General features: G+C 69.4%; 15 protein-coding genes. 2 read left to right on the forward strand and 13 right to left on the reverse strand.

What is annotated here, in order from left to right:
• The 3 genes from eccCa to eccD form a co-directional block, all read right to left on the reverse strand.
• Positions 1–2200: type VII secretion protein EccCa (eccCa, locus tag NK1_RS18460; RefSeq protein ID WP_063906042.1), on the reverse strand; the 2200-nt coding region annotated here is incomplete at its 3' end.
• Positions 2201–2202: 2 nt separating this feature from the next.
• Positions 2203–3696 carry a type VII secretion-associated serine protease mycosin gene (mycP, locus tag NK1_RS18465; RefSeq protein WP_084461170.1) on the reverse strand — a complete coding sequence of 498 codons (1494 nt, stop codon included), beginning with the start codon at positions 3694–3696 and terminating at the stop codon, positions 2203–2205.
• 7 nt (positions 3697–3703) lie between these two features.
• Complete coding sequence (gene eccD / locus NK1_RS18470; RefSeq protein ID WP_063010260.1) at positions 3704–5173, reverse strand: type VII secretion integral membrane protein EccD; 1470 nt, start codon at positions 5171–5173, stop codon at positions 3704–3706.
• A gap of 129 nt (positions 5174–5302) precedes the next feature.
• Here eccD and eccA point away from each other — a divergent pair, with 129 nt between their 5' ends.
• Entirely contained in the window at positions 5303–7120 is a 1818-nt protein-coding gene (eccA, locus tag NK1_RS18475; RefSeq protein ID WP_063010262.1) for a type VII secretion AAA-ATPase EccA, read from the forward strand.
• A gap of 36 nt (positions 7121–7156) precedes the next feature.
• Here the strand turns inward: eccA and eccB are convergent, their stop codons facing one another.
• Positions 7157–8668 (reverse strand): type VII secretion protein EccB, encoded by a 1512-nt coding sequence (eccB, locus tag NK1_RS18480; RefSeq protein WP_063010264.1) that lies wholly within the window; start codon positions 8666–8668, stop codon positions 7157–7159.
• Between the two features lie 117 nt (positions 8669–8785).
• On the opposite strand from eccB, the gene eccE reads away from it, so the two are divergent.
• A complete protein-coding gene (eccE, locus tag NK1_RS18485) occupies positions 8786–10549 on the forward strand; it encodes a type VII secretion protein EccE (protein WP_063906043.1) in 1764 nt (587 codons plus the stop codon).
• Positions 10550–10623: 74 nt separating this feature from the next.
• Here eccE and NK1_RS18490 read toward each other — a convergent pair whose 3' ends face one another.
• The 9 genes from NK1_RS18490 to NK1_RS18530 all read right to left on the reverse strand — a co-directional run bounded on the left by NK1_RS18490 (position 10624) and on the right by NK1_RS18530 (position 16022).
• Entirely contained in the window at positions 10624–10935 is a 312-nt protein-coding gene (locus NK1_RS18490; protein WP_036498239.1) for a WXG100 family type VII secretion target, read from the reverse strand.
• A gap of 49 nt (positions 10936–10984) precedes the next feature.
• Positions 10985–11320, reverse strand: a complete 336-nt coding sequence (locus tag NK1_RS18495; protein ID WP_030513428.1) for a WXG100 family type VII secretion target — start codon at positions 11318–11320, stop codon at positions 10985–10987.
• A 93-nt stretch (positions 11321–11413) separates the two neighbouring features.
• Positions 11414–12202, reverse strand: a complete 789-nt coding sequence (locus NK1_RS18500; RefSeq protein ID WP_063010266.1) for an ESX secretion-associated protein EspG — start codon at positions 12200–12202, stop codon at positions 11414–11416.
• Positions 12203–12210: 8 nt separating this feature from the next.
• Positions 12211–13179: a PPE domain-containing protein gene (locus NK1_RS18505; RefSeq protein WP_063010268.1), complete on the reverse strand. Its 969-nt coding sequence runs from the start codon at positions 13177–13179 to the stop codon at positions 12211–12213.
• 15 nt (positions 13180–13194) lie between these two features.
• Positions 13195–13491, reverse strand: a complete 297-nt coding sequence (locus NK1_RS18510; protein WP_063010270.1) for a PE family protein — start codon at positions 13489–13491, stop codon at positions 13195–13197.
• 9 nt (positions 13492–13500) lie between these two features.
• Positions 13501–14886 carry a hypothetical protein gene (locus NK1_RS18515; RefSeq protein ID WP_157104336.1) on the reverse strand — a complete coding sequence of 462 codons (1386 nt, stop codon included), beginning with the start codon at positions 14884–14886 and terminating at the stop codon, positions 13501–13503.
• Complete coding sequence (locus NK1_RS18520; protein WP_063010275.1) at positions 14883–15197, reverse strand: type VII secretion target; 315 nt, start codon at positions 15195–15197, stop codon at positions 14883–14885. Before NK1_RS18520 ends, NK1_RS18515 begins: the two co-directional genes overlap by 4 nt.
• A gap of 124 nt (positions 15198–15321) precedes the next feature.
• On the reverse strand, positions 15322–15708 hold the full coding sequence (locus NK1_RS18525) for a YbaB/EbfC family nucleoid-associated protein (protein ID WP_245660650.1): 387 nt from the start codon (positions 15706–15708) through the stop codon (positions 15322–15324).
• Positions 15702–16022 (reverse strand): hypothetical protein, encoded by a 321-nt coding sequence (locus tag NK1_RS18530; RefSeq protein WP_036498233.1) that lies wholly within the window; start codon positions 16020–16022, stop codon positions 15702–15704. Before NK1_RS18530 ends, NK1_RS18525 begins: the two co-directional genes overlap by 7 nt.
• Positions 16023–16057 lie beyond the last annotated feature (35 nt).

Below are 16057 nucleotides of genomic sequence, written 5' to 3' on the forward strand. Positions count from 1 at the left end.
TGCGCACCGGGACCGGCGCCGCCGTGAAGACCACCGGGTCCTGTCCGCCGCCCCGCTGCCCGCCGCCGGTGCGGCCGGGCGCGTTCCCCGCGGGTGATTCGTAGGCGCCGGAGACGTAGCAGGCGTTGAACCGCAGCGGATCGTCCGCATCGCTCTTGAGGTAGGCCGAACCCGGCACACTCGGCAGGTGGTAGGCGTCGGTGATGCCGAGGACCGCGCGTGATTCGTTGGCGGAGAAGGTGCGCAGGCCGATCCGGTAGGACAGATGGGAGTCGAGGCCGCGCAGTTTGTTCTCCTCGAGTCGCTGCGAGGCCAGCAGCAGGTGCACGCGCAGCGAGCGGCCCAGGCGGCCGATCATGACGAACAGATCCGCGAAATCCGGCTTCTGCGAGAGCAGTTCGGAGAACTCGTCGACGATGATGAACAGCGCGGGTAGCGGGTCGAGGGCCGCGCCGGCCGCGCGGGCTCGCTCGTATTCGGTGACGTTGGCGAAGTTGCCGGCCGAGCGGAGCAGTTCCTGGCGCCGGGTCATCTCACCCGACAGCGCGTCCTTCATACGATCGACGAGGGCGATCTCCTCCTCCAGGTTGGTGATCACCGCGGCGACGTGCGCGAGCGATTCCAGTCCGAGGAAGGTCGCGCCGCCCTTGAAGTCGACCAGCACCATGTTCAGCTGATCCGGCGAATGGGTCGTCACCATGGACAGCACCAGGGTGCGCAGGAATTCGGACTTACCCGAACCCGTTGCGCCGATGCACAATCCGTGCGGGCCCATACCGTTCTCGGCCGACTCCTTGATGTCGATCTCGACCGGCGTGCCGTCGGGAGTGATGCCGATCGGGACCCGCAGCCGCTCGCGATCGTTGCGCGGGCGCCACACCGACGCCGGATCGATCTGCGCGGCGTCGGGAATCTTCAGCAGTTCCATCAGGCCGGGCACGGCTCGCGATTCGTCGCCGAGGCTCACGATCTGGGCCGCGGTGGCGACCCGGTAACGGGCCAGCGCCCGCGCCAGGGTCTGTGCTTCGGCGATGGACACCGGGTCGGAGGTGGCGAACTGTTCCACGCCCGCGGCGGATCTCGCGGCGACGGTACCGTCGGCGACCACCAGCTGCAGACCACGGCGCACCGCGAGTCCCGCCTGCGGCGCGGTCAGGTCGAGCACGGTCACCGAATCCAGCCCGGCGTCGCTGACGATCCGCTCGGTTCCGCTGACGTAGCCGTCGTCGATGATGACCAGCAGGTGGATGCGCCCGGCGGTGGGCTGCGCGTTGCGCATGAACCGGCCGCGCTCGAGCAGTTCGGCCGCCATGGAGGTCTCCAGTTCGGCCAGCGACCGGTACATCATCCGAGCCGCCCCCATGCCGTCGCGGTCGACCGGATGTTGCAGGTGCGGAAGCCATTTCGCCCAGGACCAGGCCTCGGCATCCGGGTCTGCGCAGATGATCGCGACCGCGGCGTGGTCGGGGCCGTGGAAGGTCACGTATTCCATCAGCATGGCGCGCACCAGCATGCGCGTCTCGTCCGGGCGGCCCTCGATGTTGATCGCCGGGAACGCCCGCAACGACAGGGCCGTGGGCAGGCCGTGCACCACCGAATGGGTGCGCACGAAGCGGCGCAGCGCCACCGTGGACACCGGCTCGAGGTCCTCGAGCGGACCGGTTTCGGGGCGGGCCAGTTTGGTGGCCAGCCGGTGACTGCCGACGCCGACGCGCACATGCCCGAAATCCGGGTCGTTGGGCCGGCGTTCCCACATCCGGCGGGTACCGGCCACGGCCCGCAGATCGGCCGGTTCCGGATGGCTCCAGATCAGCGATTGCAGCTGTGCGCCACCGGTTTTGCGGACATCGCGGCGGACCTGGTCGAGGTAGCGGAAGTAATCCTTGCGTTCCTCGTTCAGTTCGGCGGCGCGCTTGGGGCCGCCCGAGCCGCGCATGCCCGCCATCATGCCGACCATCGACATCAGCATCATCATCGGGAACATCAGCATGAAGGGGTTGGCGAGCAGATTGCGCCCCATCATCACCATCATCGCGATCATGCCGACCACCGCGACCACCATGACCACGGGCATGAGCCGCATCAGCAGCGCGGGCGGCACCGGCCGCGGAATCTCCGGCGGGGCGGTCAGCGCCACCTCACCGCCCGGTGCGCGCGGCGGGGCGATCCGCGGTCGGCGCACGAATCCGTCGGTGGACATGCCTACTCTCCTCGAGCCGAGTCGGTCCCGGTGGGAGCCGGGGTGGCGGACAGGTATCCGGCGGCCGGATCGTCGGCGGCCGGTTCGGGCCGCCTGCGCCGATACGGCAGGGCGGCGGCCCAGCCGACGGCCAGCAGCGCCAGCAGCGCGCCGGAGCCGATGATCGCCACCCGGCGCGGCAGTGGGTCGGGGCCGCGGTCCGGGTCGGGCGGCGCGATGGCTCGCGGCACCTGCGCCGCCTGTCCGGGTGGTGGCGGCAGCTGCGCGGTGAGGGCCGCCAGCGGATCGATGAGCCCGAATCCGACCCGATCGTCGCGGCCCGCACCGGGATTGTGCGCGGTCCGCTCGATCCGGTCGATCACCTGCGCCGCGTTCAGATCCGGGAATCTGCTGCGCACCAGGGCCGCGAGGCCCGAGACGAATGCCGCCGAAAAGCTGGTGCCGTCGATGGTCAGCGGTCCCTCGTCGCCGTGTTCGGTGTCGACCAGGCCGGTTCCGCCCGGCTTGCTGTCGAGGGAGACGATCGAGCGGCCGGGCGCGGCGACGCCCACCCACGGGCCGTGGATCGAGAACGGTGAGGTCGCTCCGTCCGGATCGGTCGAGGCGACCGAGAGCACGTACGGGGAGAACCAGGCCGGGCTGATGACGGTGCGCACTCCGTTCCAGCCGCTGGTGTCGTTCTGGGCCGAGCAGGCGGACTGATCGAGGTTGCCGGCCGCGGCGACCACGACGACATTGCGGTCGGCGGCGTATTTCGCCGCCGCACCCAGTGCGCCGTCGGCGGTGTCGGAACCCGCTGGGGTGCAGGAGACTTCGGAGATGTTGATCACGGTGGCGCCCATGTCGACCGCGCGCACCACGGCGGCCGCCATCGTCAGCACGTCACCGTATCCGCCGGCGGCGACCTTGCCGGTCTCGTCGTTGTTGCGGTTCTTCGCCTCGTACTGCAGGCTCAGCTGCCGGATGGCCAGGATCTGCGCCTCCGGGGCGACCCCGGAGAAGGCGTCGGAGGGGTTCGGACGCGCGGCGATCAAGCCGGCGACCAGGGTGCCGTGGCCGTCGCAATCCTCGGTGCCGTCGCCTGCGGTGACGAAGTCGCCACCGGGCTGCAGATCCGGCAGGCGCGGATGGCGGTTCACCCCGGTGTCGATGACAGCGACCTTCTGCCCGGCGCCTCGACTGAACTTCCAGGCGCGATCCAGATCGAGAATCCGCTGCGGCAGTGGCGGATCCCGCGGAATCGCACCGGTCAGATACGGTTCGGCGCAGACCGCACGCTTCTCGGTCTGGTCCGGCGGACCGTTCTTGGCGTTGACGGCCAGCGCCTGCCCGAGCGCGCCCTCGTCGATCGCCGGCGGGGCGACCGCGGTCGCGGGAGCACCCCCGAGCAGCGACGCGCCGAGTACCGCCGCGGCAGCGGCCACGCGCAATCGGCGAGTGGCCTGGCGAACGAAACCCGCTATCGGACTGTTGTTTCCGTAGCGCAGCACAGTCATCGCCCGATCAGATGTTCCGCGCGGCCGAGTAGACGTCCATCAGCCAGAGCGACAGCGGCACGATGGCGATGATCAACAGGTACTCGAAGATCTCGATCGCCCGCCGCAGCACCGGCGACACATCCGCGCGAGGTCCGAGGACACCGAAGCCGACCACCGCCCCGGCGACGATCAGCAACAGTCCCGCACCGATGGCACGCCAATCCTCGTGCGTCACAGCGGCACCGGCGATGACGGCCAGCGCCACCACGGTGCCGCCCGCGATCATCGTCGACGCCTGGGTGAGATCCGCGTACGCCCGGCCACGCAGGCACAGCACCACCGCGGTGATCGCCGCCAGTACCAGCCCCTGCCAGCGCGCCCCGCCCAGCGGATCGGCGCCCAGGACCGCCCCGAAACCCGCTGCGAGCGTGGCGCCCACGAGAATTCCGGACTGGTACTGGTTGGCCGCCCGGGCGCGGCGCTCCAGTCCCGCCGCCGAGGGCAGTGCGGTCGCGCCGATGACTCCGATGTCGGCGATCGTCGGGCGGGGTTCATGATCGGTGGGGTCGATGGCGCCGCCGGCGGTCGGCACCGGGGGAACCGGCAGGCGCGCGGCGGCGACGGCGGCCCGGGGAGCCATCGTGATCAGCACCAGGCCGGCGATCAGCACGCCGACGGCGATCTTCGCGATGTCGAAGTCCCACACCATCCGTACGGCCGCGGCGATCGCGAGCACCGCGGCGCCGGTGACCACCGCGGCGACCACGAGCGATCCGGCGCGGGTCATCGAATACAGTGCCAGCGCCACGACCAGTGCCGACACCGCCGAGAACAGCAGGTGTGGCGACCCCACCCAGCCCGGGGTGAGCAGGCCCGCGCTCGCGCCCAGCAGCGCAATCGCGAACAGCGACAACACGATCGCCGTCGTGCGCTCGGCCGGATAGCGGCGCGCGACGATCACGGCGGCGCCGGCGGCGAGCGCACCCGCGCCCAAAGCGATGAATCCGTTCCAGATGCCGGTGCCCTTGCCGGACACCAGAACCGCTACCGCTACCAGTACCGCGATGAGCCCGGCGCCCAATCCCATTCGCCGAGCCGCCGTCGATGACCAGGCATTTCCCGATTCGGCGGTGAGCCGCGAGACGGCGTCGATCACATCGTCGAAGAGCGCGGGCGCCTCCTTGGCGGTCACCGAGCGCAACACCAGCAACTCGCCGTCGAAAACCTCTGCGTCGGTGAGTGATTGGTGCGGCGGGATGGGGTCGCGGCCGATCCGCGCCAGCGTCCAGTGCTGTGCGCGCACGGGCGTGCCCTCGTCGTGTTCGGTCAGGTCGGGATTGCGGGAATCGATCAGCTCGACCAGGTCGGTGATGTACGCCGCGACCGGCACGGTCGCGGGCAGGCCCACATCGAGTTGAGTATTTCCGCCGATCACCGACACTCGGCACAATTCCGGGTCAACGGCCCCCACGCCGCTGCTCGACGACTCGGTCACGGATTACAGAACTCCCTACGATTTTCGTCGCTGTATTGCGACGTTCCAAACTTAACCGAGATCGGCTGTCACGGCAGCCGGTATGCTGAGCGAGAATTAGCACATTGACGCGTTTAGGGGACTGTCCGTATGACCGGCAACCGCCAAGCACAACGCGCCTTCGATGCCGGCGTATTGTCATTGGGTATCGCTATCGACGGCCAGGAATCCACGCCCGATCTCGAATATGCGAAGCTCGCATTCCAGCGCGCCACCGAATGGGATCCGGGCATGTGCGACGCCTGGCTGGGCCGGGCCGCGGCCGGGGAGATCACCCCCGAGGTGGTGTTCAACCTCTACAAGACCAGCGGCTCCACCCTCTACCGCGAGCAGCGCCGGCTCGGCCTGGCGCCGCGGCAGCTGGCGGGCCGGTTCGTGGTGGGTCAGTACATCGACTATCCGCTGGCCGGGTACACCGAGATCTGGCTGGCGCAGGCGACCCAGCTCATCTCCGCCGGCGATTACGACGAGGCCGAACAGGTGCTCGACGAGCTGGCCCGGCATCGCGCGGGCCTGTTGTCGCAGCCCGATCAGGACCTCGACGACCGGATCTGCCAGTACGTTCGCGGCCTGCTGCACTACACGACGCAGCGCTGGCCGGATGTGATGACGGTGCTGGCCGGTTCGGCGGACTGGCAGGACTCCTACCTGGCCGCCGGTGCGCACGTGATGGTCGGCACGGCCTGCGCGCAGCTCGGCCTGTTCGGCGAGGCGATCCGCCGGATGGAGGCCGCCGAGAACGGCCCGATTCCGGCCGCCGCCACCACCGCCCGGTTCTGCCGCGGGTTGTGCCTGCGCGAGATGGGCCGCGAGGACGAGGCCCAGGCCCTGTTCGAGAAGGTGTTCTCGGAGGCGCCCGACTTCGCCGCGAACACGCAGGCCATGCGCGATCGCAAGTACCGCCTCACGGTGACCTCGAAGGAGCTGATCGACGCGCGCACCGACCGCTGGGATCCGGCCTCGGCGCCGACCGCCGAACAGGTCGAGACCGAGGAGCGCGGCGACCGGGCCAAGCGCCTGCTCGAGGTCGCCCGCGCCGAGCTGGACGAGCAGATCGGCCTGGCCGCGGTGAAAAATCAGGTGGCGAAACTCCAGGCCACCGCGCAATTGGCGAAAATCCGCGCCGAGAAAGGTATGTCCAGCGCGCCACGCGGACAACACCTTGCGTTCACCGGCCCGCCAGGAACCGGTAAGACGACGATTGCCCGAGTGGTGGCGAAAATTTACTGTGGGTTGGGTTTGTTGAAAACCGATCGACTGGTAGAGGTAAAGCGTTCGGATTTCGTCGGTGAACATTTGGGAAGCACCGCGATAAAAACGAATAAATTGATCGATTCCGCGATGGACGGAGTGCTGTTCGTCGACGAGGCGTACACACTGATTCAGACCGGTCTGTCCGGTGGTGACGCCTTCGGCCGCGAGGCCGTGGACACCCTGCTGGCCCGGATGGAGAACGACCGCGATCGGCTGATCGTCATCATCGCCGGATACGACGGCGAGATCGACCGCTTCCTCGCCTCCAACGACGGTCTGGCCTCCCGCTTCGCCAAGCGCGTGAAGTTCGAGTCCTACACACCCGAGGAGCTCGGCCGGATCGGTCAGTTCATTGCGAGCAAACGAGATTCGGAGGTCGCCGAGGATGCGCTGGAACTCCTGCAGGCCGCGTGCCGGGAGCTCTACGAGCGCCAGGTGACCGACCAGAGCGGCGAGCAGCGACGCGCGGTGGACCTCGCCGGTAACGGACGGTTCATCCGCAATGTGATCGAGGCCGCCGAGGAGGAACGCGAATTCCGTTTGGCCACCGATGAATCCATCGATCTGTCGGCGGTGGACGAGACCGTGCTCATGCGGATCGAGGGCGCCGACATGGCCAAGGCGCTGGAAGGTGTGCTCGGCGGATTGCGCTGAGCCGCACTGTGATCGCCACCGGGCGGCCGGTGGCGATCAGTTGTTCCTGCCCGGCGGTGGGATCGGCCGGGCACAGGCCATCGCGCTCGGGCCGGCGTCCGGGCACTGCGGCAGGCTGTCGTGACTCATCAGCGCGTCCTGCCGGGTCAGCGCCGGACCCGCCGACAAGGCCTCCACGATCGGCTTCGGCGCCGGCTTCGGGGTCTTCGGCATCCCGAGGACCTTGGCGGTGTCGGCATCAGGGATGCCGTAGCGAATTCCGTTGTCGCCCACGTAGAACAACGGCCCGTTGCTCACCGCTCCCGGTTCCGCGCCCACCGACCGCACGAATTCCCCCGTGCCCGGGCGCAGATAGACGCCGTCGATCCGATCTCCGGCGCCGTCCGCGGTCGCCGGGACGACCGGCTCCGCATCCGCGGGCAGCGGCAGTGCCCGGCCGGCGAGCAGCGTCACCGTGGCGCGCGCGTCGTCGGCGGCACGGGTCCACGACAGGCAGGTCACCGGATCCGCGTCGGGTGCGAGCACGGTCGGAACCTGCTGCGGGAAATCGTCGATCGGCAGCCGGTGCAGGACCGGAATACCGACGATGCGGTCCGGCGGGACCGTCGAGATCTCGTTCATACCTTGCGAGTTCGCGTCGCGGATCAGACCCGCGGCGAACGGCGTGACCCGTTGCACGCCGTCGGCGAGGACCACGTACAACTCGTCGGCGTCCACGCCGTGGACCCTGATCACACCGCCCACCGGCACATCGGACAGCTTGCCCGGGCCCGGCGCACCGTGCCCGCCGATCTCCGGAACCGCCAGCGGCGGAACAGGTTCGGTGGCGTCGAGCAATGCACCGCCGATCGGGCGCGGGCGCTGATCCCGCAATCCGAGGGAGCGGATCAGAACGGAATCGGCGGGATCGATCTCGGCCCGCTTACCGTCGTAGACGAGAAAGGTCTTGCCACCGTGGGTGGCCAGCAGCGCCTGGTCCGCCCGCACCGGCACCGCGTGGGTACCGCCGGCCGGATTGTCCAGCGGCCCGGCGATCACCGTGGTGAGCGGCCCCGTCGCGGCAGCACCGCCACCCGTCGAGGGCGGCAGCAGGTTGTCGCACATCGTCCAGGTGGACCGCCGGGGATCGCCCGATCCGGCCAGTGCGCCGGGTGCGCCGGGAATGCCCAGCAGCGGACCGCGCGGCTGCGTCAATTTGCTGTCCTTGACCGAGGCCGGGGACGCGGCGGCGCCGGTGATCAGGCGCGCCGAGGCCAGGTTGAGCACCGGATGCAGCGTTCCGTCGACGAGGACGTAGAGCGCGCCGGAGTCCTTGCCCATCACGATCTTCGAATCGCCCACGGATCCCTGCGGGTGCAGGAAGGCCAGGATCGCGGCGCCGGCCACCCCCAGCAGGCCCAGCACGGCGCCGATCACCAGCGAGCGGAACTGGGTGCGCATGGGATCGTGCAGCATCCGCACGTCGCGCCGCACCAGGGCGTGTTCGTAGCGCTTGAGCAGGAACCGGTAACCGTTGACTTGGGCACGGGTGGTCAACTGCGCCGGCACAACCGCCTCCCGATACCCACTAGCTGTTTCCGATGACCCGATTCGAATGCGCGAACCGTATCCGGCCGCGCTTCGACAGACTAGCGAAGCCGAACGAGTTCGGTCCATTATGTGCGCATGAACTCCACCGCGCGCGGAGATAAAGACACACCGTCCGAGGACGATTCATCCAACGCCCCCGAAAGCCGCTCGAACGTACCGCAATTGCGCTCGACCGAATTCTGGCTCTTTCACCTGCTCCCCCTGCGCCTGGTGCTTCCGGTGCTGGTCACGGCGGCTGTGGGCGCGTTCGTCGCCAGGGTTTTCACCCCGTTGTGGTGGGTTCCGGTCGTCGTTGCCGCGGCGGTGACGATCGTCGCGCTCACGCCGATTCGCGGTACTTCTCTCGCACAATCCCTGGCGCGTGGAATTACCTTTCGTTGGCAATTGTTTCGTAATCGTTCCACCGCCGTTCAACATTCGCCATTCGATGTTCCCCTGGCCGAAGGCGGAAGTTACGGAATGCGCTGGGACGGTGACCGGCTCATCACCATGTTGCGGATCGACGCACAGCCGCGGACGGTGACCCGGCTCAGCCCCAGCGGACTGCTCGGCGACGATATGCTGCCGCTCGCCGAGATCGCCCGCTGTCTCGATCAGTTCGACATCCGGCTGGCCGCCATCGACGTGATCAGCACCGGATCGCGCAGTGCCGGCACCGGTGCGGTGGCCCGCACCTACGAAAGCATCCTCGGACCGCTGCCGGCCGTGGCGCATCGGACGGTCTGGGTCGTCCTGCGGCTCGATCCGCTGGCCAACGCGCCCGCCGTGGATCGGCGGGGCGGAGGGGCGGAGGGCACCTTGCGGTCCGCGGTCGTGGCGACGCGGCGGGTGGCCAACCGGCTCGCCGCGCGCGGTCTGTCGGCGGTCGCGCTCTCGGCGACCGAGATGAATCAGGCGGTCGCCCAGCTGACCCTCGGCGCGGCGCCGGAGGAGTTCGAGGAGACCACGGACAGCCTGATCCACAACGGTTTTCACCACACCACCTACCGCATGACTCCCGAGGCTCTGGGTTCGCGAGGCATCGCCGAGGTGTGGTCGACGCCGACGGTGACCTCCACGATCACCGTGCGGCTACAGCGGGTGCCCGACGCCGGGACCGCCGCGGCCGCGACTACCGATCCGTCGATCGCCGTGACGGCCACCGCACGCTTCGCGACTCGCGACGCGCCGTGCCGGGTGCGTTCCGCCGGACTGATTCCGCTGCCCGGAAAGCAGCGGCGCGCATTGCTTTTCAGCCTGCCGCTGGGCACCGGGGTACCGGCGCTGCCGCTGGACAGCTACCTCGGACCGCCGGACGCGCTGGATCGGGTGCCGATGCCGATCGCCGGATGCGGACAGCTCATCGGCGCCGACAACTCGGGCCAGGGCGTGGCGCTGCCGCTGGTGAGCCGGCAGGTGCGCCGGGTCGAGGTGATCGGCTCACCGCTGGTCGCCAAACAGGTGATCCTGCGCGCCATCGCGTTGGGCGCGAGTGTGGTGGTGCATACGAATCGGCACGACGAATGGCGGCCGATGGTCGGCTGTGTCGATATGCCGCAGGCGCTCACGCTCGCGACCTGGTCGGCCGGTTCCCAGCAGGCCAGTTCGTATCGGTTCGCGACCATGGTGGTCTTCGACGGTATCGCGCCGAGCGGACACCACTCCGATGCCACCGTGATGGTGCTGCGCCAGCACGGACCGGTGGCCGACGGTTTCGAACCCGATGTCACGCTGATCGAGGACCCCGTGACCGCGAACAGAGTCACCGTACGCACCGAGAGCGGGGAGACCAGCGTGTACATGGTCGCCACGCCCGAGGAACTGCGGTATGTGGGGGCGAATCCAGCGGTCCCGGCCTGAACGGCGAAGGTCCCGCCCGATCTGGGACATCGGGCGGGACCTTTGTGGTGAAAACTGTTCCGGCAGTGTCGGAATCAGCCGCCGAAGCCGTTGGCGACGACCTTGTCGGCCGCGGTCGCGTTGTTCATCGCGGCCGAGACGGCCTTGGACAGCGCCGACACCTTGCCCATGGCGGTGCTGGGGTCGCTGTCGCCGTTGATGTCACCGAACTGCTGGTCCCACTTCTGCTTCGACTTCTGGAACGCCTCGAGACCGGCGTTGCCCTCCCAGGCCTGGGCCAGCTTGGCCGCGCAGTCCTGCAGGTTGCTCGCCTCGGACTGCAGGTCCTTGTGGAAGCCGTTCAGCAGGTCGGAAAGCTCCTGGAGAACTGTTCTTTCGTAAAGCATGTCACTACCTTTCGTACGTGTGCGGTGGAACGGTTGTGCTGGATTCGCCTCAGACGCCGAGGTTGGTCAGACCGCCGGTCTGCGAGATGAGCTGACGGAACTCGTTCTCGTTCTCGCTCTCCAAGCCGGTGTAGGTCTTGTTGCCGTGGCCGACTTCCTCGGTCATCTCGTTGAGGATCTGGTTCAGCTTGGCCGCTTCCTCGTCCCAGTCCTGGGCGGCCTTGTTGCACGCCGAGAACGCGTCGCCCTGCCAGCCACGCTTGGCGGAGTCGACCGCCTCGGTCACGCGGGCGATGGTGGCGCGGATGCGATCGACCGAGTTGGCCATATCCGTCTGCGCCTGCGAAGTACTCGCTGCATCGTTACTGATCTGCTGTCCGGCCATCGTCTGGCCCCTCTCTGTGTTTTCCGGTAATGCGGCGTATTCCGGTCATGCGGTTCGGTAGTACAGGTGGTCACTGGCACGGGATTTCGCGAGCTAGGGCATCCACCTTCCCCCGGGCAAGGTGCCGATCAGCGCCGTAATCGCCTGTGCGACGCGGTGATCGGATCCCGGCGTGAAGGTGGTCCACATCCGCTGGTCGGATGCGGCGCCCGGACTGGCCGCGATCCGGCCCCGGGCGGTGTCGTACACCGCCACGGCGCCGGACGATCGGGTGGTGATGCCGTCGGCGTGCACGTAGGCGACGATCTCGGCGTGCGCGTGGCACTGCGACAGCGCCATGCCGAATTCGATCGCCGCGCGTTCCGCGACGTCCAAGCCGTACAGCGCCTCGGCGAATTCGGTTGCCGCCATGGCGTCGTCGAGTCGCTGCGCGAGTTCGTCGGTGGCAGCGCTGAAGCTCGCGATATCCGCGGGTTCGGCGGGGCCGAGGACGTCCAGGACCGGGCGGGCCAGCGCCGCACCGTCCTCGTCGGCCCAGATGGTGCGGACGTCGATCTCGTCACCGGCTCGGACGGCGACCGCGTGCCCGGCGCCGCGCCGTACCACGGACACTCGGCACACACCGGCCGCGGTGACGATCCGCGCCGCGAGTTCGCGTTCCGGCTGGGCCAGAATCGACAGGGCCGCACCGAGTTCCGGGTCGACATCGTCGTAGCGGTCCACGAGTCCGGCACCGCGCAGCGCGCGCAACGCCTCGGCTCGCGCGGCCGTGAAGGCATCGATCGAGTCCTGCCGCGGACCGACCTCGAGCACCAGCGGCAACGTCTGCACGCCGAGCAACTCGGCGACGGCCAGGACGGCGTCGTTGGTCAGGGTCGCCATAACTCTCCTTACGCGGGGCTCGCAGTTCCGGTCGCGGGCGGCGCCTCGACACCACCGAGAACCGGTGGGGCGGCCGCGAATCCGGCATCGAGCTCGAATTCGCCGACGCCGGGCGCGTCCGCCACCCCGGCCCTCGCGGTGCGTTCCTCCTCGGACTGCGCGGCGGCGGGGCCGGCCGCTGCGGGGACCGCTTGGCCCGTCGCCGTGCCGGTCTGCGTGGGCGAGGCCTGCAGCGCGGTGAATTCGGCCGATTGCGCGGCCCGGGCGACGGTCTGGACACGGGTGCCGGTGAGGGTGCGCGGCATGTCGAAGGCGGTCAGGTTCGGCATGGCGGGCATACCGGCTATCGCCGACATCGCGGGCGCCGATTCGGCGGCCACCGCGGCGGCTGCCTGCTCCCCCGCGAGGGCGTCGCCGGTGGCCAGCACCGGCGGCTCGAGCTGCTGCCACGGCATCGCGAGCGGTTCGGTGGCGGCCTCGTAGGTGCGCATCACCCGGGCCGCACCGGCTTTGGCGACATCCTGATCGGCGCTGATGTCGGCGGCGGCGCCGACCAGCGGCGCGCCCATCGCGGCACCGATGGCCTGCACGGTGTGCATCGCCTGTTCCAGCGCCGCGATCTCCGCGATATGCGGCATCGCCAGCCGGGCCACCTCGTACGCCGCAGCCTGTTCGGCGGCGTGGGTGGCGTTGCGCCCGGCGGCGGTCGCGGCGTCGAGCAGCCAATCCCGCATCCGCGCGATCCGTTCCAGCACCTCGTCGCTGTGGTCGGACTGCCAGTGGCCGCGGATATCGGAGACGATCCGGTCGTAATCCAGCACGGCGGCACCGAAATTCGCGGCCAGGCGTCCCCAGGCGGAGGCGGCCTCGGCCATCGGCACCGAGCCCGGACCCGTCGTCAACTCCCGCGCCAGCCGCTCGGTGGGCCTGGCTTCCCAGACCACCCCGGTGAAGCCGTCACCCGGCGGTTCGACCATGTCGTCGTGCCCCGATCAGGCCGTGGCGCCGAGGTCGGCGGCGTTGTCGCTGTCCATCCGGGACAACCCGCGCGACTGCGCCCGGAGGGTGGCGGCCAGTTTGCGCAGCTCCTGCACGCCGAGATTGCCGGACGAGTCGAACGACGCGCCGACCTCGGTCAGCGTCGTCGCCGCGCGCCGCGACACCTCGTCGACACCGGGTGCGGCGACTGACAGCGCCGGAGTGTCGGCCCGCAGGCCCGCCTCCAGACGGTCGGCGAGTGCGTCGAGATCGGCGGCGGTGCGCGCCGCGACTACGGGATCGAATTCCATCGCGAACTCCTAGAGGGTGAGGGCTTTGTCCGGTGGCTCGGTGTCCGGGGTGGTCGTGACCGCGTCGGCGGCACCGACCACGGGAAGGGAGACTCCGGCGATATCACCCACGACGTCGTTACCGTGGGCGGCCGTGACGAGCTGACCGCGCACCGCCTCGCTCGCGCTGCCGGAATCCGAAGCGGCACGCGCCATTCCGGCGGCACCCGCTCCCGGCGTCATCGGCATCATGCCCGGGCCGCCGGTCGTGCCGGTCGAGGCGATCGCGGATTCGGTGCTCGCGGTGACGGCCGCCTCCGTCATGATCGACGGGGTGCGCGCGGCCTGCAGCGGCGACGACATCTCGGGTGCACCGGCGGCCGGTGCGCCGATTCCGCCGGGCGCGCCGGCTCCGGATCCGGTGGCGGCCGGGGCTCCGCCCGACGGCGGAACCGGCGCCGCGATCGGTTTCGCGGCGCGGCCGGTGAGGTTCGTGGCCGCCTGCGCGCCCGCCCCGCCGACGGCCGACAACGATTGCACCATCTGCAGTGCCTGCGAAACATATTGCGTCGCAGTGCCCGCGGCGCCGCCCGAACTCGACGCGCCGGTGGCCAGTGACATGCCGGACGGGGTAGCGCTGAGCCGGGACGTGGTCCCGGCCACGGACTTCAGCGAGGACTGCGGCACCGGCACCCGCTGCGCGGCGACATTCGACACCCCGTGCGGCACATTGGTGATCTTGACCTTCTGCCCGGTGTGCGCCATCTTCGCGCTGTGCGCGGTCAATTCGACTCGCGTCTTGGTGACCACGGCGAGCGCCTCGGCCAGCGTCTGAGCCGACATCGCCAGCACGAACACCTGCCCCGGCGGGGTCACGATGAACGGGGCCGCCGCCGCGAGCGTGGTCAGATACTGCGAGGTGATGCCCGTCATCAGCGCATTACCGGTGAAGACGCTGCCGGCCGCGGCGGTGGTGCCGAGCGACATCTGCGCCCCCTGCCCCGCCACCGCGGTTCCGTCGGCGGCCGCCTGGGTCGATTTGGCCGCTGCCGACAACGCGCCCGCGCCCTGCCACAGCGACATCGCCGTCTGCATCGCGGTGGTGCCCAGTTGAACGACGGTCTGCAAGACGGCCGACACCTGGGAGAGCACCTGCGTCGGGTCCGCGCCCGGGCCGGAGCCGAGTTTGCCGGTTCCGAAGCTGCTGGCCAGATCCGTGATCGGCTTGGTCAGCGCGTGCAGGTCGAGCACCGGCAGCGGCGGTAGTTGCGGCAGCGGTGGCGCCGGCGGCAGCTGTGGCAGGCCCGGCAGCCCCATGTCCCGCAGTACGTCGTTGACCGGCCGGTCCACGATCGACCCCATCGCGCTCTGGCGCAACAGGTCGACGATCGACCGGTCCAGGCCCGGTTCCATCACGCGCGACCGATTCCGCCGAGCAGGTCGGCGTTGTCCTGGTCGGTGGTCGCGTAGGTGGCGGCACTCTGATGCGCGGTGACCGCGGTTCCGGCGTGCACGGTCGCCAGCTCCGCGACCGAACTCAGGTGATTGGCCTGTGCCAGCGCGTATGTCGCGAGGAAGTCCTGGCCGATCAATCCGAAGACCGGAACGGCCGCGGCGATCGCCACCGCCTGGTTCACTGTGCCCGCGGAGAGGGTTTCGGTGGCCATCGCGGCCGCCGTGTCCCCGTAGCGACGGATCGCCTCCGGTACTGCTACCAACTCGCCCATCTGAAAGCCCCTGCCCGGTAAGCCGATTCGCGCTCGCGTAACCGGCGGATCGAACATCTACCGAGCAATTGCAACAGGCGACGACGTAGATTGGCACGCGCGCAGCTTAAGAACGCGTTACGCGTCAGTGAATCTCGCGCGTACCCGCGCCGTTCTCCTCGTTGAATGCGGCGACCAGTTCACCGCGTTGCGCGAACGCCCGGGCGGCGGCGCTGCGCGCGGTGGACACTACCACCTGCTCGAATTCCGCCGGGGTGAGCCGATTCACCAGCGGTGAGAAAATGAGATCGAGCAATGCCCCGTTACCGTCCACCTCCACCGTGACGGCACCGTCCGGTGAAGTTTCGCGAGCGCGTACAGCCGCCATCCGGTCGCCGAGGTCGCGCATGCGTTCCAGCTGCCGCTCCGTGCGGGCGACCAACTCGTCCATCACCGAAACACCGGTCGGGTCGGGCGGATTCGTCATCGGCTCGCCCTCGTTGGCGTCGTCTCCGGCATTGTGGGCTACCACTCCACCGACCTCAGCCAGCTCTGCGGTTCCGTGTCGTACTCCTGCTCGTCGATCAGTTCCTGCCGTTCGACCTGCTCCGCCGTGGGGAGTCCGGTCAAGGCGAGCAGATCGCTGCTCACTCCGGCCTCGGCGAGTTGGCGGCGCCGCGCGAGTCCGGCCCGATCGGCCGCGCGCGAGCACAGCCGGAGCAGTTCGGCCGCCAATTCGGCAGGGTCGCGGCGCAATTCGCTCGCTTCGATCGAAATGCGCAGCGGCAGTCCCTGTTCGGTGGTCTCGACCGCTATCGCGCCCGATCTGGTTGTCGCGGTGGACATCGTGCTCCTCGTTCGTCGGTCGGCATTCGGCTCGT

Source organism: Nocardia kruczakiae NBRC 101016 (assembly GCF_001612965.1).
Lineage (GTDB): Bacteria > Actinomycetota > Actinomycetes > Mycobacteriales > Mycobacteriaceae > Nocardia > Nocardia kruczakiae.